17 protein-coding genes, 1 tRNA gene and 1 pseudogene are annotated in these 17,265 nt (G+C 59.4%); 11 read left to right on the plus strand and 8 right to left on the minus strand.

Annotation, left to right across the window (positions count from 1 at the left end; all coding sequences use genetic code 11):
* Window positions 1-78: 78 nt before the first annotated feature.
* Window positions 79-1,953 (plus strand): DEAD/DEAH box helicase, encoded by a 1,875-nt coding sequence (locus LPU83_RS50295; RefSeq protein WP_024314827.1) that lies wholly within the window; start codon window positions 79-81, stop codon window positions 1,951-1,953.
* Between the two features lie 54 nt (window positions 1,954-2,007).
* Window positions 2,008-2,622, plus strand: a complete 615-nt coding sequence (locus LPU83_RS50300; protein WP_024314828.1) for a class I SAM-dependent methyltransferase — start codon at window positions 2,008-2,010, stop codon at window positions 2,620-2,622.
* A gap of 13 nt (window positions 2,623-2,635) precedes the next feature.
* Here LPU83_RS50300 and LPU83_RS50305 read toward each other — a convergent pair whose 3' ends face one another.
* From LPU83_RS50305 to LPU83_RS50330, 6 genes are all read right to left on the minus strand, one after another.
* Window positions 2,636-2,818: an ACT domain-containing protein gene (locus LPU83_RS50305; protein ID WP_029710010.1), complete on the minus strand. Its 183-nt coding sequence runs from the start codon at window positions 2,816-2,818 to the stop codon at window positions 2,636-2,638.
* Window positions 2,819-2,886: 68 nt separating this feature from the next.
* Entirely contained in the window at window positions 2,887-4,110 is a 1,224-nt protein-coding gene (locus tag LPU83_RS50310; protein ID WP_024314829.1) for a molybdopterin molybdotransferase MoeA, read from the minus strand.
* A complete protein-coding gene (moaC, locus tag LPU83_RS50315; RefSeq protein ID WP_024314830.1) occupies window positions 4,107-4,607 on the minus strand; it encodes a cyclic pyranopterin monophosphate synthase MoaC in 501 nt (166 codons plus the stop codon). The genes LPU83_RS50310 and moaC overlap by 4 nt, the downstream gene beginning before the upstream one ends.
* A 1-nt stretch (window position 4,608) precedes the next feature.
* Entirely contained in the window at window positions 4,609-5,421 is an 813-nt protein-coding gene (gene trpC / locus LPU83_RS50320; protein ID WP_024314831.1) for an indole-3-glycerol phosphate synthase TrpC, read from the minus strand.
* A 9-nt stretch (window positions 5,422-5,430) separates the two neighbouring features.
* Window positions 5,431-6,447 (minus strand): anthranilate phosphoribosyltransferase, encoded by a 1,017-nt coding sequence (gene trpD / locus LPU83_RS50325; protein ID WP_024314832.1) that lies wholly within the window; start codon window positions 6,445-6,447, stop codon window positions 5,431-5,433.
* A gap of 17 nt (window positions 6,448-6,464) precedes the next feature.
* Entirely contained in the window at window positions 6,465-8,357 is a 1,893-nt protein-coding gene (locus tag LPU83_RS50330) for a peptidylprolyl isomerase (protein ID WP_024314833.1), read from the minus strand.
* 217 nt (window positions 8,358-8,574) lie between these two features.
* Between LPU83_RS50330 and LPU83_RS50335 the strand changes: the two genes are divergently transcribed.
* Window positions 8,575-8,856, plus strand: coding sequence for a hypothetical protein (locus LPU83_RS50335; RefSeq protein WP_024314834.1), 282 nt, complete (start codon window positions 8,575-8,577; stop codon window positions 8,854-8,856).
* Window positions 8,857-8,926: 70 nt separating this feature from the next.
* Here LPU83_RS50335 and LPU83_RS50340 read toward each other — a convergent pair whose 3' ends face one another.
* On the minus strand, window positions 8,927-9,178 hold the full coding sequence (locus LPU83_RS50340) for a GlsB/YeaQ/YmgE family stress response membrane protein (RefSeq protein ID WP_024314835.1): 252 nt from the start codon (window positions 9,176-9,178) through the stop codon (window positions 8,927-8,929).
* Between the two features lie 824 nt (window positions 9,179-10,002).
* On the opposite strand from LPU83_RS50340, the gene LPU83_RS50345 reads away from it, so the two are divergent.
* Both LPU83_RS50345 and LPU83_RS50350 read left to right on the plus strand, forming a co-directional pair.
* On the plus strand, window positions 10,003-10,209 hold the full coding sequence (locus LPU83_RS50345; protein ID WP_024314837.1) for a hypothetical protein: 207 nt from the start codon (window positions 10,003-10,005) through the stop codon (window positions 10,207-10,209).
* A gap of 478 nt (window positions 10,210-10,687) precedes the next feature.
* A complete protein-coding gene (locus LPU83_RS50350) occupies window positions 10,688-11,479 on the plus strand; it encodes a putative nucleotide-diphospho-sugar transferase (protein WP_024314838.1) in 792 nt (263 codons plus the stop codon).
* Window positions 11,480-11,829: 350 nt separating this feature from the next.
* Here LPU83_RS50350 and LPU83_RS50355 read toward each other — a convergent pair.
* Window positions 11,830-11,905, minus strand: a tRNA-Lys gene (locus LPU83_RS50355).
* A gap of 515 nt (window positions 11,906-12,420) precedes the next feature.
* On the opposite strand from LPU83_RS50355, the gene LPU83_RS50360 reads away from it, so the two are divergent.
* From LPU83_RS50360 to LPU83_RS50385, 6 genes and pseudogenes are all read left to right on the plus strand, one after another.
* On the plus strand, window positions 12,421-12,612 hold the full coding sequence (locus tag LPU83_RS50360; RefSeq protein WP_024314839.1) for a hypothetical protein: 192 nt from the start codon (window positions 12,421-12,423) through the stop codon (window positions 12,610-12,612).
* Window positions 12,612-13,022 (plus strand): GFA family protein, encoded by a 411-nt coding sequence (locus LPU83_RS50365; RefSeq protein WP_082321202.1) that lies wholly within the window; start codon window positions 12,612-12,614, stop codon window positions 13,020-13,022. The genes LPU83_RS50360 and LPU83_RS50365 overlap by 1 nt, the downstream gene beginning before the upstream one ends.
* 131 nt (window positions 13,023-13,153) lie before the next feature.
* Window positions 13,154-14,449, plus strand: coding sequence for an efflux RND transporter periplasmic adaptor subunit (locus LPU83_RS50370; RefSeq protein ID WP_024314840.1), 1,296 nt, complete (start codon window positions 13,154-13,156; stop codon window positions 14,447-14,449).
* A 12-nt stretch (window positions 14,450-14,461) separates the two neighbouring features.
* Window positions 14,462-15,178, plus strand: a pseudogene (locus LPU83_RS50375) (ABC transporter ATP-binding protein).
* Window positions 15,168-16,364: an ABC transporter permease gene (locus LPU83_RS50380; RefSeq protein WP_024314841.1), complete on the plus strand. Its 1,197-nt coding sequence runs from the start codon at window positions 15,168-15,170 to the stop codon at window positions 16,362-16,364. Before LPU83_RS50375 ends, LPU83_RS50380 begins: the two are co-directional and overlap by 11 nt.
* 281 nt (window positions 16,365-16,645) lie before the next feature.
* Entirely contained in the window at window positions 16,646-17,263 is a 618-nt protein-coding gene (locus LPU83_RS50385) for a GntR family transcriptional regulator (protein ID WP_024314842.1), read from the plus strand.
* Window positions 17,264-17,265 lie beyond the last annotated feature (2 nt).

Here is a 17,265-nt window from a genome sequence, read left to right on the forward strand (position 1 = left end):
AGGAACGGCCCAACTTCTCTGCTGGCAACTGCCGGCCAGAGCGCAACATGCGCGTGAGACTTCCGAAAGATAGACAACATGACAAATTTTAACGGCGTCGTTCCGGCGATCGCCAAGGCGTTGGTGAAGCGCGGCTATACCGAGCTGACGCCAGTCCAAAAGGCCATGCTCGACCCGGCGCTTGCCGCGTCGGACGCCCTCGTTTCGGCCCAGACGGGCTCCGGCAAGACCGTCGCCTTCGGTCTCGCGCTGGCGCCCACGTTGCTTGAAAACGAGGACCGTTTTGGGCCTGCAGCCGAACCGCTCGCCCTCGTGATCGCGCCGACGCGAGAGCTCGCACTTCAGGTCAAGCGCGAACTTGAATGGCTTTACGAAGCAACAGGCGCGCTGATTGTCAGTTGCGTCGGCGGCATGGACATCCGCAGCGAGCGCCGTGCGCTGGAGCGTGGCTCCCATATCGTTGTCGGCACACCGGGTCGCCTCTGTGACCATATCCGCCGCCGCGCGCTCGATATTTCGGCGCTTAAGGCTGTCGTGCTTGATGAAGCCGATGAAATGCTCGATCTCGGATTCCGCGAAGATCTCGAGTTCATTTTGGATTCCTCGCCCGATGGTCGTCGGACGCTGATGTTCTCAGCGACGGTTCCGGCGGCGATCGCGAAACTTGCGAAGAGCTATCAGAAGAACGCGGTCCGAATTGCGACGGCAGCCGAAGAAAAGCAGCACGGGGACATCGAGTATCGGGCTCTTGTCGTGTCACCAAGCGATCGCGAAAACGCGATCATCAATGTCCTGCGCTACTATGAAGCGACCAACGCCATCGTGTTCTGTTCAACGCGCGCCGCGGTTAATCATCTGACTGCTCGCTTTCACAACCGCAACTTCAACGTCGTCGCGCTGTCTGGCGAGCTAACGCAGAACGAACGCAGCCATGCGCTGCAGGCGATGCGTGATGGACGCGCCCGCGTTTGCATCGCCACGGACGTTGCAGCCCGCGGGATCGACCTGCCGGGCCTCGACCTCGTCATCCACGCCGACCTGCCGACCAATCCGGAGACCCTGCTTCATCGCAGCGGCCGAACGGGCCGGGCCGGCCGCAAGGGTGTCAGCGCACTGATCGTACCAGTGAACGTTCGCCGCAAGGCCGAACGCCTTCTGGACAATGCCGGCATCTCCGCCGCCTGGGCACGTCCGCCGTCGGCGGAAGAGGTCACAGCACGCGACGAAGCGCGTCTGCTTGCAGACCCCATCTTCGAGGAAGCACCGAGCGAGGAAGCTCAGGACCTGGTCAAGCGGCTTCTCGATGCACACGGGGCGGAAAAGCTCGCCGCCGCCTTCGTCAACCTTTACCGTTCCAACCAATCTGCACCGGAGGATCTAATCGAGGTCTCCGTCCAGGACAGCCGCGGCGGCAAGCGCCGCGAACACGCCGACGGGCCACGCGAACCGTATCAGAAAGGGCCGCGCGATGATTTCGGGCCTAGCGTCTGGTTTTCGATTTCCGTCGGCCGGAAACAGAACGCAGAGCCACGGTGGTTGATCCCGATGCTTTGCCGAAACGGCAATCTGACGAAGCGGGAGATCGGCGCAATCAAGATGCAGACCGACGAAACCTACGTCGAGATTTCCGCGGAGAGCGCCGACACCTTCCTGCACGCGATCGGTCAGAACAAGACGATGGAGCGCGGCATCCGCGTCACCGCTTTGAACGGCACGCCAGATTTCAACAAGCCCGCCGCCTCGAAGCCCTATGCCGGCAAGAAAGCCTTTGGCGAGCGCCGTGAATTCAGCGACGATCGCCAGAAGGATAAGTTCCGTAAGGAAGCCCGCAGCGAGGGCGAACGGGACGAGCGGCGCGATGCAACACCCTGGGGCAAGAAGCCCGGAAAGCCGAAGTTCGAGGGCAAGGGCAGCGGTGACCCGAAGCCCAAGTTCTCGAAGAAGAAGGGATGACATCTCGCCGGTGCTACAGCTTTTGTATCGCCGGCAGAGATCGCGGAGAGGACAATGGCAGATACGGTCGTATTGACGGTTCCCGTTTTCAGCACTCTTTGCAACGAAGCGTTCAAGCTGCGGCGCGCGGTCTTCATTCTGGAGCATCCAGATATCGTTCTCGATCGCCGCGTCCTCGATAATGTGTCTGGCAATCAGGGTTCCGCCGGCCCAGCCATAGGCCCAGTACGGCGGTGGATCCTCCGCGTCGTTGGTCTCGGCGCAGGTTCCGGCGTCGTCGGGATCGTGGCTCGAAAATGCGGAGCATCCCGGGTGATCGCAGCGGAGATCGACAGGAACGCTACCTCGGCAATCGGTCTCAACGCGGAAGCGAACGGTGTGACAGTCGAAGTAACAAGCACCGATGTTCTCTCCCGCGCTCCACCCGACGTGGATGTCATTCTTGCGGGGGACGTCTTCTATAGTGCACCGCTTGCAGCGAGAGTTTTGCCGTTCCTTACTGCCTGTCGCAAAGCAGGCATCGAGGTCCTCATAGGGGATCCACGTAGACGGTCGCTGCCGCTCGCGGCTCTAAGGCTTATCGCTGAATATGCTGTCCCCGATTTCGGCGATGGTTCGACCGGCCAGGCGGCGATTGGCGGCGTCTTCACCCTGGGGGCGGACGGGTGATCAAGGAAGACGCTCAGTTGGACGACGCTTCCTGAGAGATTCCTTCGCGCTCGCGAAACCAAGGCAGCGTATCGGGAACCGCAAGCCGAGCTACATCCTCGTCGGGCATCACGCAGAATACGAACTCGCCATTCATGAGGGTCGGCGTCATGCCGGACAGCCTGGCATGCATGTCCCAGACGGTCTCCTTCGTCATCTCAATCCTGCTTTCGGTTGGTTGAGCAAATACCCAGAACCACAAATGAAACGGCAGACTAGACGGTTTCAGCCAAGAAGGTCGGGTCTTAGCATCATCACAGGGCAGGGACTTCCTGCGGGCAGTTCGGGCGCATGGGGTGGCCGAATGATCAAGCAGTCGGCCCGAGCGAATATCTTCATCATCGACGAGTCCTGCTTGCCGAACGGCTCTGCGCACAGGGCACCTGACGGCAGTCGCGACAGCGTGGCGCGCACATAGTCCTGTCGCTGGTCATTGGCACGCAGCGTTACCGCCGTCTCCACCTCTGCGTCGCGTCTGACCGGCGCAAGTGAGGCAAGCTTGCGAATCAACGGCTCCAGGAACAGCAGCCCGCAGACCAGACTCGATACCGGGTTGCCGGGCAAACCAATAACATGCGTGTCCCCGAGGCTGCCCACCATCAACGGTTTGCCCGGGCGCATGGCAATCCGCCAGAAATCAAGATTCATGCCCGCGGCGAGCAGCGTAGCCTGCACCAGATCGTGGTCGCCCACTGACGCCCCGCCGAGCGTCACGATGACATCGACCTCGGCCTGCCGGGCGCGCTCGACCGCCGCCGAAATCGCGGCGATGTCGTCGGGCACGATCCCGAGATCGAGAACCTCGGCTCCAGCCTTGCGGGCCAGCGCGGCAATACCGAAGGTGCTCGACGCAATGATCTGCGCGGGCGCAGGCGAGCTTCCGGGCGGCAGCAATTCGTCACCGGTGGCGAGCAACGCGACGACTGGCTTGCGCCAGACCTCGAGCGCTGCATGGTTCATGCCGGCGGCCACGGTCAGGCGGGAAAAGTCAAGCGCAGTGCCCGCCTTGAGCACGGCTTCGCCTTCAACAAAATCCTGGCCGCGGGGCCGAATGTGCTGGCCAAGCCGAACGGCAAATGTCGCGCGGATGCCGCCTTCGATTTTCTCAGCATCCTCTTGGAGCAGCACGCTGTCTGCGCCTGATGGAACCGGGGCGCCCGTAAAGATGCGGACCGTCTCTCCCGTGCCGACGACACCGTCGAACCCGCGACCGGCTGACGATGTGCCGATGAGCTTCAGTTCGGCGCCGGGCTCTGGAACATCCTCGCGGCGCAGTGCATATCCATCCATCGCGGACGTGTCGAAAGGCGGCTGGGTCAGCTTGGCCTCAACGTCAGCTGCTAGCACACGGCCCTCGGCCTCCGGCAGAGAAACGGTTTCTCTCGTCTGAACCGGCTTTGCGCGCGACAGCAGACGATCTTGCGCCTCGGCAACGGGGAGCATGCTCATTTGCCGTACTCCGGATGACGAAAGTCTCCAGACTTGCCGCCAAATTTTTCGAGCAGCCTAATTCCCCCGATTTCCATGGCCTTATCGGCAGCCTTGGCCATGTCGTATATCGTCAGGCAGGCAACGGAAACGGCGGTCAACGCTTCCATTTCGACCCCGGTTTTGCCCGTCAGCTTCGCGGTCGCACTGACGCGCAGGCCGGGTAGATCGGCATCCGCCGTGATGTCGACAGAAACCTTCGTAAGCATTAGGGGATGGCAGAGCGGGATCAGATTGCTCGTCTGCTTGGCCGCCATGATGCCGGCAAGGCGGGCTGTGCCGATAACATCGCCCTTCTTCGCATTGCCTGCGCGAATAAGATCGAGTGTCGCCGCTGCCATGCGCACGTAACCTTCGGCTGTAGCAGCCCTTGTGGTCTCGACCTTGTCGCCGACATCGACCATGTGCGCCTCGCCGGAGGCATCAATGTGGGTCAATCCGGGTTGGGGCCCGCTCATGTCACTCAGCCGCCAGCACGGCTTCGCCGAAGAGCAGCGCACGCGTGGCGGCCGCAACGTCTTCCTGGCGCATGAGGCTCTCACCAACCAGAAACGTGTCGATGCCAACCGCTTGGAGACGCTTGCAATCAGCATTCGTGAAGATGCCGCTTTCGCCTACCAACAGGCGATCCTCGGGAACCATTGGCGCGAGTTTCTCGCTGACCGCAAGGCTGACTTCGAATGTCCGGAGGTTGCGATTGTTGATGCCAACGAGCGGGGACGTGAGTTTCAGCGCGCGCTCCATCTCCTCGGCATCGTGGACTTCCACCAGCACATCTATGCCAAGCCCGAAGGCCTCATCTTCAAGGCGCTTTGCATCGTCATCCGAAAGTGAGGCCATGATCAGCAGGATGCAATCTGCACCCCAGGCACGCGCTTCCTGCACCTGGTAGGTCTCGAACATGAAATCCTTGCGCAGTGCCGGCAGCGAACACGCCGCACGTGCCGTCATCAAAAATTCTGGCGCGCCCTGAAAGCTTGGCGTGTCGGTCAACACCGAAAGGCAGGCCGCACCTCCGAGTTCATAGGCCTTGGCCAGAGATGGCGGATCGAAATCGGGCCTGATCAGACCCTTTGACGGACTGGCCTTCTTGATCTCAGCGATCAGGCCGTACTGGCCAGCCTCCGACTTCGCAACCAACGAACGGTGAAAGCCGCGCGGTGCCGATTGATCCGCTTGCATCGCCTTCAGATCGGCCAACGACACTTTCGCCTTTGCGGCGGCGATTTCTTCCCGCTTGTAGCGTTCGATCTTCTTCAGGATGTCGGTCATGGCTCTATCCTAGTCGATGTCGTTCGACACGGCGATGAGTTTATCAAGGGCCGCGGCCGTCGCACCGCTGTCCAGGGACTGCGCAGCAAGCCGCATGCCGTCCTGAAGCATCTCAGTCTTGCCTGATATCACCAACGACGCAGCTGCGTTGGCAAGCGCGATATCGCGATACGCGTTCTTTGCGCCGCTCAAAACGTCGCGCAGGGCGGCGGCGTTCACCACACCGTCTCCGCCTTTGATGGCCTCCAGCCGGCAAGGCTCGACGCCGAAATCCGTGGGAGACAGTTCGAATGTGCGGATCTTGCCATCCTCGAGTGCTGCAACACTCGTCTTTCCGGTGGTCGTGATCTCGTCGAGGCCGTTGCCGTGGACGACCCATACGCTTTCGGAACCGAGATCGCGCATGACCTCCGCAATCGGCACGACCCACTGCGGCGCATACACGCCAAGCAACTGGCGCCGCACACCGGCCGGATTGGACAGCGGGCCAAGCAGATTGAAGATGGTCCGCGTGCCGAGTTCGACGCGCGTCGGACCCACATGACGCATCGCCGAGTGATGCTGCTGGGCGAACATGAAGCCCACACCAGCCTCGCGAATGCACCGGGAGATCACCTCGGGGCTTACATCCAGCCTGACGCCAAGAGCGGCGAGGCTATCTGCTGCACCCGATTTCGAGCTCAGGGCCCGGTTGCCATGCTTGGCCACAGGTACACCGGCACCGGCGACGATGAGGGCGGCCAGCGTTGAGATATTGTAGGTCCCGCTCGCGTCGCCACCGGTTCCGACGATGTCGATTGCGTCGGCAGGCGCATCAACCGTCAGCATCTTGGAGCGCATCGTCGTCACGGCGCCGACAATCTCGTCGACCGTTTCGCCACGGACGCGCAACGCCATCAGGAAGCCGCCGATCTGCGAAGGAGTCGCCTGACCGGACATCAGAATGTCGAAGGCCTCGCGGGCCTCCTCACGTGTCAGCGGCTCGCGGCTCGCAGCCTTCGCCAAAAGCGGCTTCAGATCTGTCATGCGCTTATGTTCCCCCCTTAGCGGACTGCCGCCTGATCGGCGAGAGACTGATTGATCGATGCGCCGTACTGCGTCTGCAGCAGGTTGACCATCTGATCGAGAATGTCATCGCCGGCAGCGTTTGCCGTTGCTGTGATCTGCTGGTCCTGGTTGTTGAGCACGTCACTCGTCGGTTCCGTATTCACTTCAGTCACCTTGAGAAGAATTTGCGTCGTCGGGTCGCCGCCGACGGCATTGGCAACCGTGTCCATCGGGCCGGAGAACGCAGCGGTAACACCGCCACGACCGAGAACCGCATCATCGGTCCCGCGGGCAATGCCGGTCTTGCTTTCGACGGTTATGCCAAGCGGCGCAGCGATATCAGCCAGCGATGTGCCCTTCTGGGCTTGCTGCTTCAGTTCTTCGGCCTTCTTGGCAAGTTCAAGCTTCTGCTGCTCAGCAGTCCAGTCAGCGACGGCCTTGTCCTGGACCTCGCTCAGGGGGCGGTCGCGCTGCGGCGTAACGTCGCGGACGTCGAACCAGAGATAACCGTCAGTACCGATCGATAGGGAAGGAGCGTCGGCGCCCGCATCCGTCCTGAAGGCCGCGCCAAGAACCTGCTGCTTGGCCGGAATATCCTTGACCTCGTTGCCATTCTTGTCGAGACCGGTGGCATCGACGGCGTCGACCACAACAGCCTTGAGCTTGAGCTGCTCTGCAATCTGTTCCAGCGTCGAACCGGAGCCGCGCAGATCCTCGATCTGATCGTGTACGTTAATGAGTTCCTGCGAAGCGTTGGAAACGGCGAGCTGCTTGCGGATCTCGTCCTTGACATCGTCAAGGCTCTTGACACTCTCGGGCTTGATGTTGCTGACGCGGAGGACAACCGGGCCGAAGGTGCCATCGACAACAGGCGTCGTTCCACCGTCTTTTGAGACTGCAAAGGCCGCATCCGCAATAGCTTGATCCGGAACCTTGTCCTTGGAGAACTCGCCCAAGAATACGTCGGTTGACGTCTTGCCCTGATCGGTCACCAGCTGATCGAAAGTCGTGCCGGTTTTCAGCGCGGCCTCGGCGGCATTGGCGAGATCCTTGTTCTGGAAGGTCAGTTGCTCGATCGTGCGGGTCTCTGGTGTGCGGAAGCTCTCCTTCCGCTTGTCGAAGTCCTCGCGGATCTGATCATCCGTGACGGAGGCGGCATCGGCGATATCCTCCGGCTGAAGCTTGAGGAAAGCGACCTTGCGGTATTCCGGTGCGCGATAGCGCGTCTTGGCACCTTCGAACCACTTGGCAAGCACATCCTCGGCAGGCGCCTTGATCGGCTCGATATGGGCATTGGTCAGCAACAGGTAATCGACGCCGCGGCTTTCCTGGCGATAGAGCTTGAGCGCATCGACTAGTGTCTTCGGCGCCGTGAAGCCGTTCGAGACAGCATCGACAATCTGGCTGCGAACGGCAACCTTGCTGCGCTCCTTGATGTAGTCATCCTCGCGGATGCCGGCATTGCGCAGTCGCGACGTAAAGAGGGTGCGATCGAACTGACCGTTGACGGCCTTGAAGGCCGGATCGTCGCCGATCAGCTGCGCAAGCCGATCCTGCGATAGGCCGAGGTTCATGTCTTCGGCCAACTGATCTAGCGACGCGCCGGCAACCAGCTGCGCCAATACCTGCTGTTCGACGCCAAAGGCGCGGGCCTGATCGGGCGTCAGCCGCATACCGAACTGCTGGCTGAGATTTGCGACCTGCCGCTGGTAGGCCAAACGGAATTCGTTGACCTCCACGTGCTGGTCTCCGACACTGACGACCGTCGTGCTATTGCCGCCTGATATGAGCGAGCGTGACACACCCCAGATGCCGAAAGAGGCGACCAGAAGCAGCATGAGGAGCTTAGCAACCCAGGTGTGAGCAGCTCTTCTCAGAAGATCGAACATCGAAACGCAAACCTCGCATTATATTCGCCCGTTCGCGGGCAAAGCATTCGACGTTCCTTAGAACAAAGCCGGCAGGAAATGAAGGGTTATCGCGCGAAAACATCTGCGCTATATCTGCAATCACGCAGAAGCGCTTGGCGCAGCAAAAGACACCGGATATCGGAACCTTTCCCAGGGATAATTCGTTGAACAGCATCCGGAAAAAGAGGAGCAGACCATGGCCGATATGAAAACCGCCTCCGCCCAGTCCGCAACCGCGCGTGTGAAGGCGGAGATCGCGGCAGACGATCTTTCCGCACAGGTCGCAGCATTGCGCGAAGACCTTGCACGCCTGTCCGAAAGCGTTGTGGCGCTTGGACACGGCGCCAAGACCGCCGTCGCCGATGAAGCTTCGGTCATGACGGAACGCGTGCGCGACAAGGTAAGGGAGGAGCCTATCTTCGCGCTCGCCGTGACAGCCGGCGTCGCTTATCTTTTCGGATTGATGAGCCGTCGATAAAATCGATCGGCATTTGACGAGTCGAGGGCCGGGCGTGCTGACGCCCGGCTTTTTGATTTTGCGTTACTGCCTAGCGGCGAATGATCCGGCCAACAGCGATGAGCAGGCATGCGCCGACAAAGCCGGCGATCAGATAGCCGAGCCAGCCAGCGAGCGCGATGCCCAATCCTGAGAGTACGGCATTTGCGACGATCGCGCCCACGATGCCGAGAATGATATTCATCAACAGCCCCATGTTGCTGTTCATGAACTTTTCCGCGAGCCACCCGGCAATGCCCCCGATAATGATAGCGGCTACCCAACCTACGCCTGCGTCTTCCATATGATTTTCCCTCCAGAGAACAACGAAGTCAGCGCTCGAGGCAGAAATTGAGGTCCTGCTATGATAGCCAGGCGGTGCGCGGCACGAGAGACATGTGATTTGGCAATATAGGATAGGTTCGCAGCGCAAATGGTGGCGTAAATGTCTATGCCGGCACTCAGACTCAATTCTCCTGCAAGAAAGATAGGCGATCCATTTGGTTACGCAACGCAAATGTGTTCGCCCGAAGATAACGAGACGGCAGAGAAACCCATCCCGCCTGCCTCAAGTCCACCTCAAACTTCTCCCACCCCAATGATGCTGGACGACGACGCTCCCCTCCGTATGACGAAAAACACAACTACTGGACGTTTTTCTCAAAACACTCGACGCTGTGTCGAGTGCGCCGTGAGAAGTCCTGAGGAGTTCCCGTGGGACGGATGCAATGCCTCCCTAGGCACGCATTTTGCGAGGCATACATCTTCAACTGCATGTGCGAGATGAACATTGCGTCGAGCAGGTCATCATATTTTAAGATCGCGTCGAAATGCATACCAATTGTCATAGTTTGCGCCTTATCAGCTGTGTAATAATAATACCAATATGCGATCAGTTTTGTGCCTGGAGACGAGTGCTCGGGCCGTCGTCGGCACGCGGCTCGCAAGATAGACGACGCTCTGGTGACGGATTTGATGGTTGATTATGCCGTGAATCGTTTTGCCGACGCCGCTTATGTAATCGAAAAAGCTCATTCTCAACGAAATTTCGGCTTTCCTTAAGCATTTGCTTGCTCAACCTGCAATCTATGTCATGGTAGCTTCCTTCACATGAGAGGGGTTCCAGCTATGATCAATCTACAGTCGGTTCGTGATGACGCCACCCATGATCAACGTCTGCTCGATTGCCGTGCCGATGTTGAACCCGCACTCCATCAGATCATCCGCGATGCGCAGCAAAAGGGGTGGGCGCCTGCGGAAGTGGCGATGGCAATAGCGGATGCGGCGGATGACTACATTCTGTTGCTGGCCAGCCGGAAGGCGACGTCACATTGATAATGCGTCACATTCATTGGGGCAAGGACACGAAACAATCTGCGGACAGGTAGCCATAGGGAAACCAGCACGTGCCCGCAGAGAAGACCGCCATACCTGCAGCCGCCACGGCCGGTGCAATAAATAGCGTTCAAACACGCCAGAACGAGCTTGATGTTCGTGGAGCGTCGGGTTCGAACGACGGCCTACCGATTAAGATCAGGTGAGATTCGTTTTATCGCATTTCACATCTTTGAAGTGCGGATTTATCCATAGACCCACCATTGCCTACGCCAGACGCGCGCCGGCCGGTGAAGCCGATGCCGCCCTGGCTGATCGCCGAGCAAAAAGGCGGTACGTGGCAAAGGCGCTACAGTGACGCATAATATTTACGGCGCTCCTTCGACAAAACAAAATTGGTTTGCGGGCATCACGCGACCACGGTAGGCGGGCAAATTACAGGTGCCTTCCCTCCGACCTTAATGGATTTCCGCACAAAATGAGTTCAAAGTTACTTTATCGATTCTTCGATTGCTTTAGCGCATCCAAATCTAAGTATCGTAATCACGTCGTACCGTTCCCGATAGATTCGCAAATCATAATATCGCCGAACGCCCACGGGAAAATTGTCGGCTTTTATACTTCCAATACGTTCTATGAGCATGAAGCCGCGCGGATGGTAGCATCCGCCAAGCGCCTTGGGTTGCTCGTTCACACCACTGTGGTGGACAGTACCGGCAGTTGGGTGCGCAACGCAGCGCTCAAGCCCACGTTTCTCCTAGAGGCGCGAAGGGCGCATCGCGGCCCATTGCTTTATGTGGATGTGGATGCTGTTTTTCACCGAGATCCTTGGCCGGTTATGACGACATTCAGCTGTGATCTAGCGGTTTATCGGGAGGAGGACCGGCTGATTTCAGCAACTATCCTACTGCATGACACGCCGGCGACACTGCGCCTATTGGAAGTATGGAAACAACGGTGCGACCAGGATCCTGAGATCTGGGATCAAATTGTCCTCCAAGAAATTCTTGATGAGGATCGCGCAAGCGAGAGCCCGCAATATCAGGTTGGCGAACTTCCCCCTTCGTTTTGTTGGATCTTCGATCGGCTTTCAAACGCAAAGTCCGATGCAGTCTACATCGAGCAACTGCAGGCAAGCCGGCAGGCCAAGGCCCACGAGAAGCGCGGTCGCAATAAGAGGCTCGAGCGACGCAAGGAGCGTATCGACACGATCGAACAGATCCTCGCGCCTTTGATGAATGCAAATATCGACGATCGGCCGAAGCTATAATGCGACCCCTGGACGTTGCCGAGAAAAACCGAGCAACGGCGAAAGGGTCCCGACGCTGGAAGCGTTCGAGCCTTCTTGTGCTGGCGCCTAGAAGCTTGAAGCCACGCGCAACAACCTGTCAGAGTGACAACATCACCCAAATCTGCAGAAAGTTCCCTTCGTTTAGGGAGTAGACCCGGCGGAGGGGAAGGGGTCTCGACGCCTGACCAACGCCAGGTGTCGGCGCGAATGCCGGCGGCTTTTCTCACCCAATGCCAAAGAAACGCAAAAAGACCGACCCATCTCACCGTCGGTGTGGCGACACGACACGGAAGCCAAACCTGAAATCTATCGTAAGTCATTGATTTTATTGGTGAGAGCGTCGGGGTTCGAACCCGAGACCTACTGATTAAAAGTCAGTTGCTCTACCGGCTGAGCTACGCTCTCCCTGTCGCCGAGCGGTTCGCCCGGCTGGAAGTGCGCGGAACATATGCAGGCGCCCCATTGCGGTCAACCAAAAAATCGTCGTTCCCTGTGCATCAGGCACATTTCTTGCGCCTAGGCCTGAAAAGGCAGCCCGCCAGCCTATGCCGGCTTCATTTCCATCGACCAACTGCGGCTATCATCATGATCGCGCGAGCCCAGCATTTTGCAATTGTGCAAGGACCATAAAAGAAAAGCGCCCGAAAGCGCTTTGTCAAAGTTGGGGGAAACGAGATCATGAACCGGACGGGCGAAAGCTCGAGTGCCGCTTCGTTGGCCACCCGGGGAAAGCGGAAAAATCCGGGCATTCTTTCGCGCCGCCGCGTCCGCGGCTCACAATCTCGCCTTATAAATGCGCGAGGGGGCAGAAGGTTCCCAAAAAAAATTAATTGAATCAAGCCTTTCGGATGACCGCTCAACACCTTCACAAAGTCACGCGACGCTCTAGCTAGCCCCTTGTGCAACCAAGGAGAATGCGAATGACCAGCGTGACTACATCGACGCCGACGACCCGAAAAGTGTTGCGCGGGCGGCCTTATAGTCTCGGTGAGTTTGCCAGGAAATATCGCCTGGAGGAAACCGAAGCAAAGCGGCTCTATGAAAAATTCGGGCCATCTGCCACAGAACTCGATCTGCTGATGGCCGCCAAGCGTCGCATGCCGGCTCACTGATGACTTTATCAACGCGCATCCGGAGTGGAGGCTGCCTTTGCGGCGCGGCGCGCTACACGGCTAGAGGCGAACCACTCCGCGTCGGACTGTGCCACTGTAGCGACTGCTGCAAGTCGAGCGGATCCGTTTTCGTCGCCTTTGCAGTTTGGCCGAGATCATCATTCTATCAAGCAGGGGAAACATCCACCTACGCGGGTCGCAGCTTCTGTCCGCGATGTGGCGAACGTCTCTTCTGCCTTAGCGATAGATTTGCAGAGGTCCGAATTGGTTCGCTGGACGACGCTCCGAACGATCTCCAGCCGATTGAAGAGATTTGGATCAAGCGACGCGAAACCTGGCTGCATCCGATAGAGGGCGCCGGGCAATACGAAGCGGATGCCTTCGATGCCATGGATCCTACGAAAAACTGAACTCTCATTACCAAGATTTCATTTCATTCCATCGCCATTTCGTGCCAATCCGGGCCGATGCTAATCCGCCGTTCAGCTTCGACATGCTCAATTTGCTGACGGCTGCATTGGCAGCATGTTGCGAGGCCGGAATGAACGACGTCAAGGATATGCACGAAACCAAGTCGACAAAGGCGAGCGCCGACCTGGCTGCCGTCCTTGCGGCCTCACGCAAACAGTCCAAAGGCCGTTGGCGTGGTCGCCTGTTGGTATTGCTTCTGGTGATTCTTGCCGCTGGTGCCGCCGCCTACTTTTATTCGCGGCGAGAAGAAAACCCATACAGCTATGCCACGCAGCCGATCAAGCGCGGCGAATTAACCGTGCTGGTGACGGCAACGGGATCGGTGCAGCCGACAGAACAGGTGGATATATCAAGCGAGCTGTCCGGCACGGTTCGCGACGTCAACGTCGACTATAACAGCGAAGTCAAGGCCGGCGAGGTTCTTGCTGCTCTCGATACGAACAAGCTCGAGGCTGACGTAAAGAGTTCGCGGGCGAAGCTCGATTCGGCCAAAGCGAACGTGGTGAAGGCAACGGCCGACCTTGAGTCGGCCCAGAGTTCGTTCCAACGCTTTCGTAACCTGGTTCAAAGCAACGTTTCGACACAGCAGAGCCTCGAAGATGCGCGCTACAAGTTCGATTCCGCGGTCGCCGCGAAGGACATCAACGTCGCCGCCGTGCTCTCGGCGGAAGCCGATCTACAACTCGCCGAGGTCAACCTCGCCAAGGCGAAGATCGTCTCGCCGATCAACGGCGTGATTCTCACGCGTTCGGTCGATCCGGGCGCCACGGTCGCAGCGTCGCTTTCGGCGCCGGTGCTGTTCGTCATTGCTGGCGATTTGAGGAAGATGGAGCTTCAGGTCGACGTCGACGAGGCCGATGTCGGCCAGATCGCGGTCGGCCAGAAGGCCACATTCACGGTCGACGCCTATCCCAATCGGACCTTTCCGGCTGAGATCAAGCAGATCCGATTTGCGTCAGAGACAACGAACAACGTCGTAACCTACAAGGCGATTCTCTCCGTCGACAATGCCGACTTGTTGTTGCGTCCCGGCATGACTGCCACGGCCGACGTCACCGTGGAGGCGGTCAAGAATACCCTGATGCTTCCCAATTCGGCGCTGCGCTATGCACCCCCTGCTGCCGAATCTCCCCGTGGCCGCGGCATCTTCGGCCTCTTAAGACCACCGCGGATGGGGCCGCGGACCGGCAACCAGGGCGAAGCCCTGACTGGAGCGAAGCGGCGCGTATGGGTGCTGAAGGCTGGCAAACCGGCAGCGGTGGTCATCCAAGTGGGGTCCTCCGACGGGCAATTCACTCAGATTGTTTCCGGTGACCTGAAGGAAAAGGATGCCGTGATTACCGACGCTACCGCGCAGGCGAAGTAGGCGAGGCTCAAGATGACGAGCCCGCCACTCATCGAATTCAAGCAGGTCTCCAAGATCTACGGTCAGGGGGAGGCGGCAATCCGCGCCCTCGATCGGGTTGATCTGGCGATCCGGGAGCATGAATTCGTCGCGATCATGGGACCCTCCGGTTCGGGCAAATCAACGGCGATGAACATTCTTGGCTGTCTCGATGTGCCGAGCGCCGGCGATTACAGTTTCCAAGGCATGTCAACACAAGGCTTCGACCGCAGCTAACTGACGTTGCTGCGCCGCCATATGCTCGGTTTCGTGTTCCAGGGGTTCAACCTGCTGTCGCGCACCTCGGCTTTGGAAAATGTCGAGCTGCCGCTGATCTACCGCGGCATGCATGCGAGCGAGCGTCACCGCAAAGCCAAGGAGGCGCTCGGACTTGTGGGTCTTTCAGGGCGCGAGCATCACAAGACGCAGGAGCTGTCCGGCGGCCAGCAGCAACGCGTCGCCATTGCCCGGGCGATTGTGACGGAACCCTCGCTACTTCTGGCGGACGAACCAACCGGCAATCTCGATACCAAGACCAGCGTTGAGATCATGGACTTGATGACGCGATTGAATCGCGAACAGGGCATTACGATCGTCATGGTCACGCATGAGCCTGATATTGCTGCCTACGCCCAGCGCCTGCTGCGCTTTATCGACGGCAGGCTCGAGACGGACGTCGAGCATCGCGGGAGGGCGGACCATGTTCTTTGAGACGCTGAAACTTGCGCTGCGCGCAATCAGCCGAAACATGCTCCGGTCGTTCCTCACGGTGCTCGGCGTCGCGGCCGTCATCGCGTTGGTAACGATCGGAAACGGCACGACCGCCCAGGTCTCGGCGGAGCTTTCACGGCTCGGCACCAACATGCTATTTGCACGTCCGGGTCAGTTTGGCCCCGGCCGTGCGAGTTCGGAGGCCCGCCGCTTTACAATCAAGGACGTCGACGCCATCCACGAGCAGGTTAACGGCCTTCGTGCCACTGCGCCGCTCAATCAGACGACAGCAACGGCCATCTACGGCGGGCAGAGCCATTCGACGACCGTGATGGGGACGACCAACGACTATTTCATCGCCCAGGACTGGGACATGGCAATCGGTCGCACCTTCGACGCGGCAGAGGAACGTGGGCGCCCGCGCTGCATCCTCGGCGAGACCGTGCGTTCGCAGCTCTTCGGCGGTGCAGACCCCAGCGGCCAGCAGATTCGTGTCGGCAAGGTTTCGTGTAGCGTCATCGGCGTTCTCGCCAAGCGCGGCCAGTCCGGCATGGGCAACGATCAGGACGACGTCATCATCATGCCCGTCAAGGTTTATCAGCGCCGGGTCGGCGGCAAAGCGAACGCCAATGTCCAGATGATCGTGATTTCGGCGCGCGACGGTGTCTCGACGACGAAAGTTCAGGACGAAACCGAAAACCTGCTCCGTGAGCGGCGCAAGATCATCCCCGGCCGCGAAGATGACTTCAGCGTCAATGACATGACGCAGATTGCCGAAGCGATGACGGGCACCACCACGCTGCTGACCAGCCTGCTGGGAGCGGTCGCCGCGATCAGCCTGCTCGTCGGCGGGATCGGGATCATGAACATCATGCTGGTGTCAGTGACGGAGCGCACCCGGGAGATCGGCATACGCCTGGCGATCGGCGCGTTAGAAAACCAGGTGCTGCTGCAGTTCCTTGTCGAGGCGGTGGCACTATCGGTATTCGGTGGCGTGGCCGGGATCCTGCTGGGGATCGGCCTCGGCTATGGGGCAGTGACCGTCCTCAAGGTGCCTTTCGTGGTCAGCCCCATGATGATCGCGGTGGCGTTCGCGTTCTCTGCCGCAATCGGGATGGTCTTCGGCTACTTCCCGGCACGCCGTGCGGCACAACTCAACCCGATCGAGGCGCTGAGACACGAGTGAGCAGCCGCCTCGCGGCTAGGCTCCCGACATTTAACGAATCGAAGAGCATCGTGGGGCAGGGAGTGGAGGTGTTGGCGCGTTCTTGCCTGACCGCTCCTGCGCAGCCAAGCCATTTCCGTTTGCCGTTTCTGAAGGATTGGAACGCCCTGAGCGGGAGAACCATCGCCCTCGAATGATCCACGCTCGGCGCCAGCTTGCCGTTCGAGAGCACACTGATATATCATCGACGTTATAGTCGCCTTCGCGACCCGCCGACATTTTCCGAAGCCACGGATATGCGAATGCAGAATTCACTTAGTCACCTTGCCTATCTCACCCTGGAACATGCGATCGTGACGCTGACGTTGCAGCCGGGCGCCTTGGTCACCGAGAAGCACCTGATCGACCTTGCGGGCCACGGGCGTACGCCGGTACGCGAGGCAATCCAGAAGCTGGCGTGGCAAGGGCTGATCGTGGTGAAACCGCGTGTCGGGTTGCAGGTGGCCGAGATCAAGCCGACTGACCATGAGAATGTGATGCAGGTTCGCCGAGAGCTCGAGCCGATCGCGGCCGCACTGGCTGCCGACTTTGCCACATCAGAGCAGCGCAAAGAGCTGGGCGAATGCGCAGAGGCGATGGAAGTTTGCGCCGCAACCGGCGACCTGGCGGCATTCTTCGCCGCGGACAAGGCCTTTGACGAAATTCTCGAAGAAGCCTGCCCCAACGCCTTCATCACGTCAGCCCTTGGACCGGTTCAGACCCATTCGCGTCGGCTCTGGTCAGCGTCCACCAGTCCCGACCGAATGGATCAAACCATCTCGCTGCACGTGGCAGTCATGCGGGCCATCCAGCAGGGCAAGTCAAAGGGCGCCGGCCAAGCGATGAGCGCACTGATCAAGTATCTCAGCAGCCATGATTGAAA

The organism is Rhizobium favelukesii (genome assembly GCF_000577275.2).
Lineage (GTDB): Bacteria > Pseudomonadota > Alphaproteobacteria > Rhizobiales > Rhizobiaceae > Rhizobium > Rhizobium favelukesii.

Coding starts and splice junctions, on each gene's coding strand:
- LPU83_RS50295 (WP_024314827.1), top strand. CDS start 79: ATGACAAATTTTAACGGCGTCGTTCCGGCGATCGCCAAGGCGTTGGTG.
- LPU83_RS50300 (WP_024314828.1), top strand. CDS start 2,008: ATGGCAGATACGGTCGTATTGACGGTTCCCGTTTTCAGCACTCTTTGC.
- LPU83_RS50305 (WP_029710010.1), bottom strand. CDS start 2,818: ATGACGAAGGAGACCGTCTGGGACATGCATGCCAGGCTGTCCGGCATG.
- LPU83_RS50310 (WP_024314829.1), bottom strand. CDS start 4,110: ATGAGCATGCTCCCCGTTGCCGAGGCGCAAGATCGTCTGCTGTCGCGC.
- moaC (WP_024314830.1), bottom strand. CDS start 4,607: ATGAGCGGGCCCCAACCCGGATTGACCCACATTGATGCCTCCGGCGAG.
- trpC (WP_024314831.1), bottom strand. CDS start 5,421: ATGACCGACATCCTGAAGAAGATCGAACGCTACAAGCGGGAAGAAATC.
- trpD (WP_024314832.1), bottom strand. CDS start 6,447: ATGACAGATCTGAAGCCGCTTTTGGCGAAGGCTGCGAGCCGCGAGCCG.
- LPU83_RS50330 (WP_024314833.1), bottom strand. CDS start 8,357: ATGTTCGATCTTCTGAGAAGAGCTGCTCACACCTGGGTTGCTAAGCTC.
- LPU83_RS50335 (WP_024314834.1), top strand. CDS start 8,575: ATGGCCGATATGAAAACCGCCTCCGCCCAGTCCGCAACCGCGCGTGTG.
- LPU83_RS50340 (WP_024314835.1), bottom strand. CDS start 9,178: ATGGAAGACGCAGGCGTAGGTTGGGTAGCCGCTATCATTATCGGGGGC.
- LPU83_RS50345 (WP_024314837.1), top strand. CDS start 10,003: ATGATCAATCTACAGTCGGTTCGTGATGACGCCACCCATGATCAACGT.
- LPU83_RS50350 (WP_024314838.1), top strand. CDS start 10,688: ATGAGTTCAAAGTTACTTTATCGATTCTTCGATTGCTTTAGCGCATCC.
- LPU83_RS50360 (WP_024314839.1), top strand. CDS start 12,421: ATGACCAGCGTGACTACATCGACGCCGACGACCCGAAAAGTGTTGCGC.
- LPU83_RS50365 (WP_082321202.1), top strand. CDS start 12,612: ATGACTTTATCAACGCGCATCCGGAGTGGAGGCTGCCTTTGCGGCGCG.
- LPU83_RS50370 (WP_024314840.1), top strand. CDS start 13,154: ATGAACGACGTCAAGGATATGCACGAAACCAAGTCGACAAAGGCGAGC.
- LPU83_RS50380 (WP_024314841.1), top strand. CDS start 15,168: ATGTTCTTTGAGACGCTGAAACTTGCGCTGCGCGCAATCAGCCGAAAC.
- LPU83_RS50385 (WP_024314842.1), top strand. CDS start 16,646: ATGCAGAATTCACTTAGTCACCTTGCCTATCTCACCCTGGAACATGCG.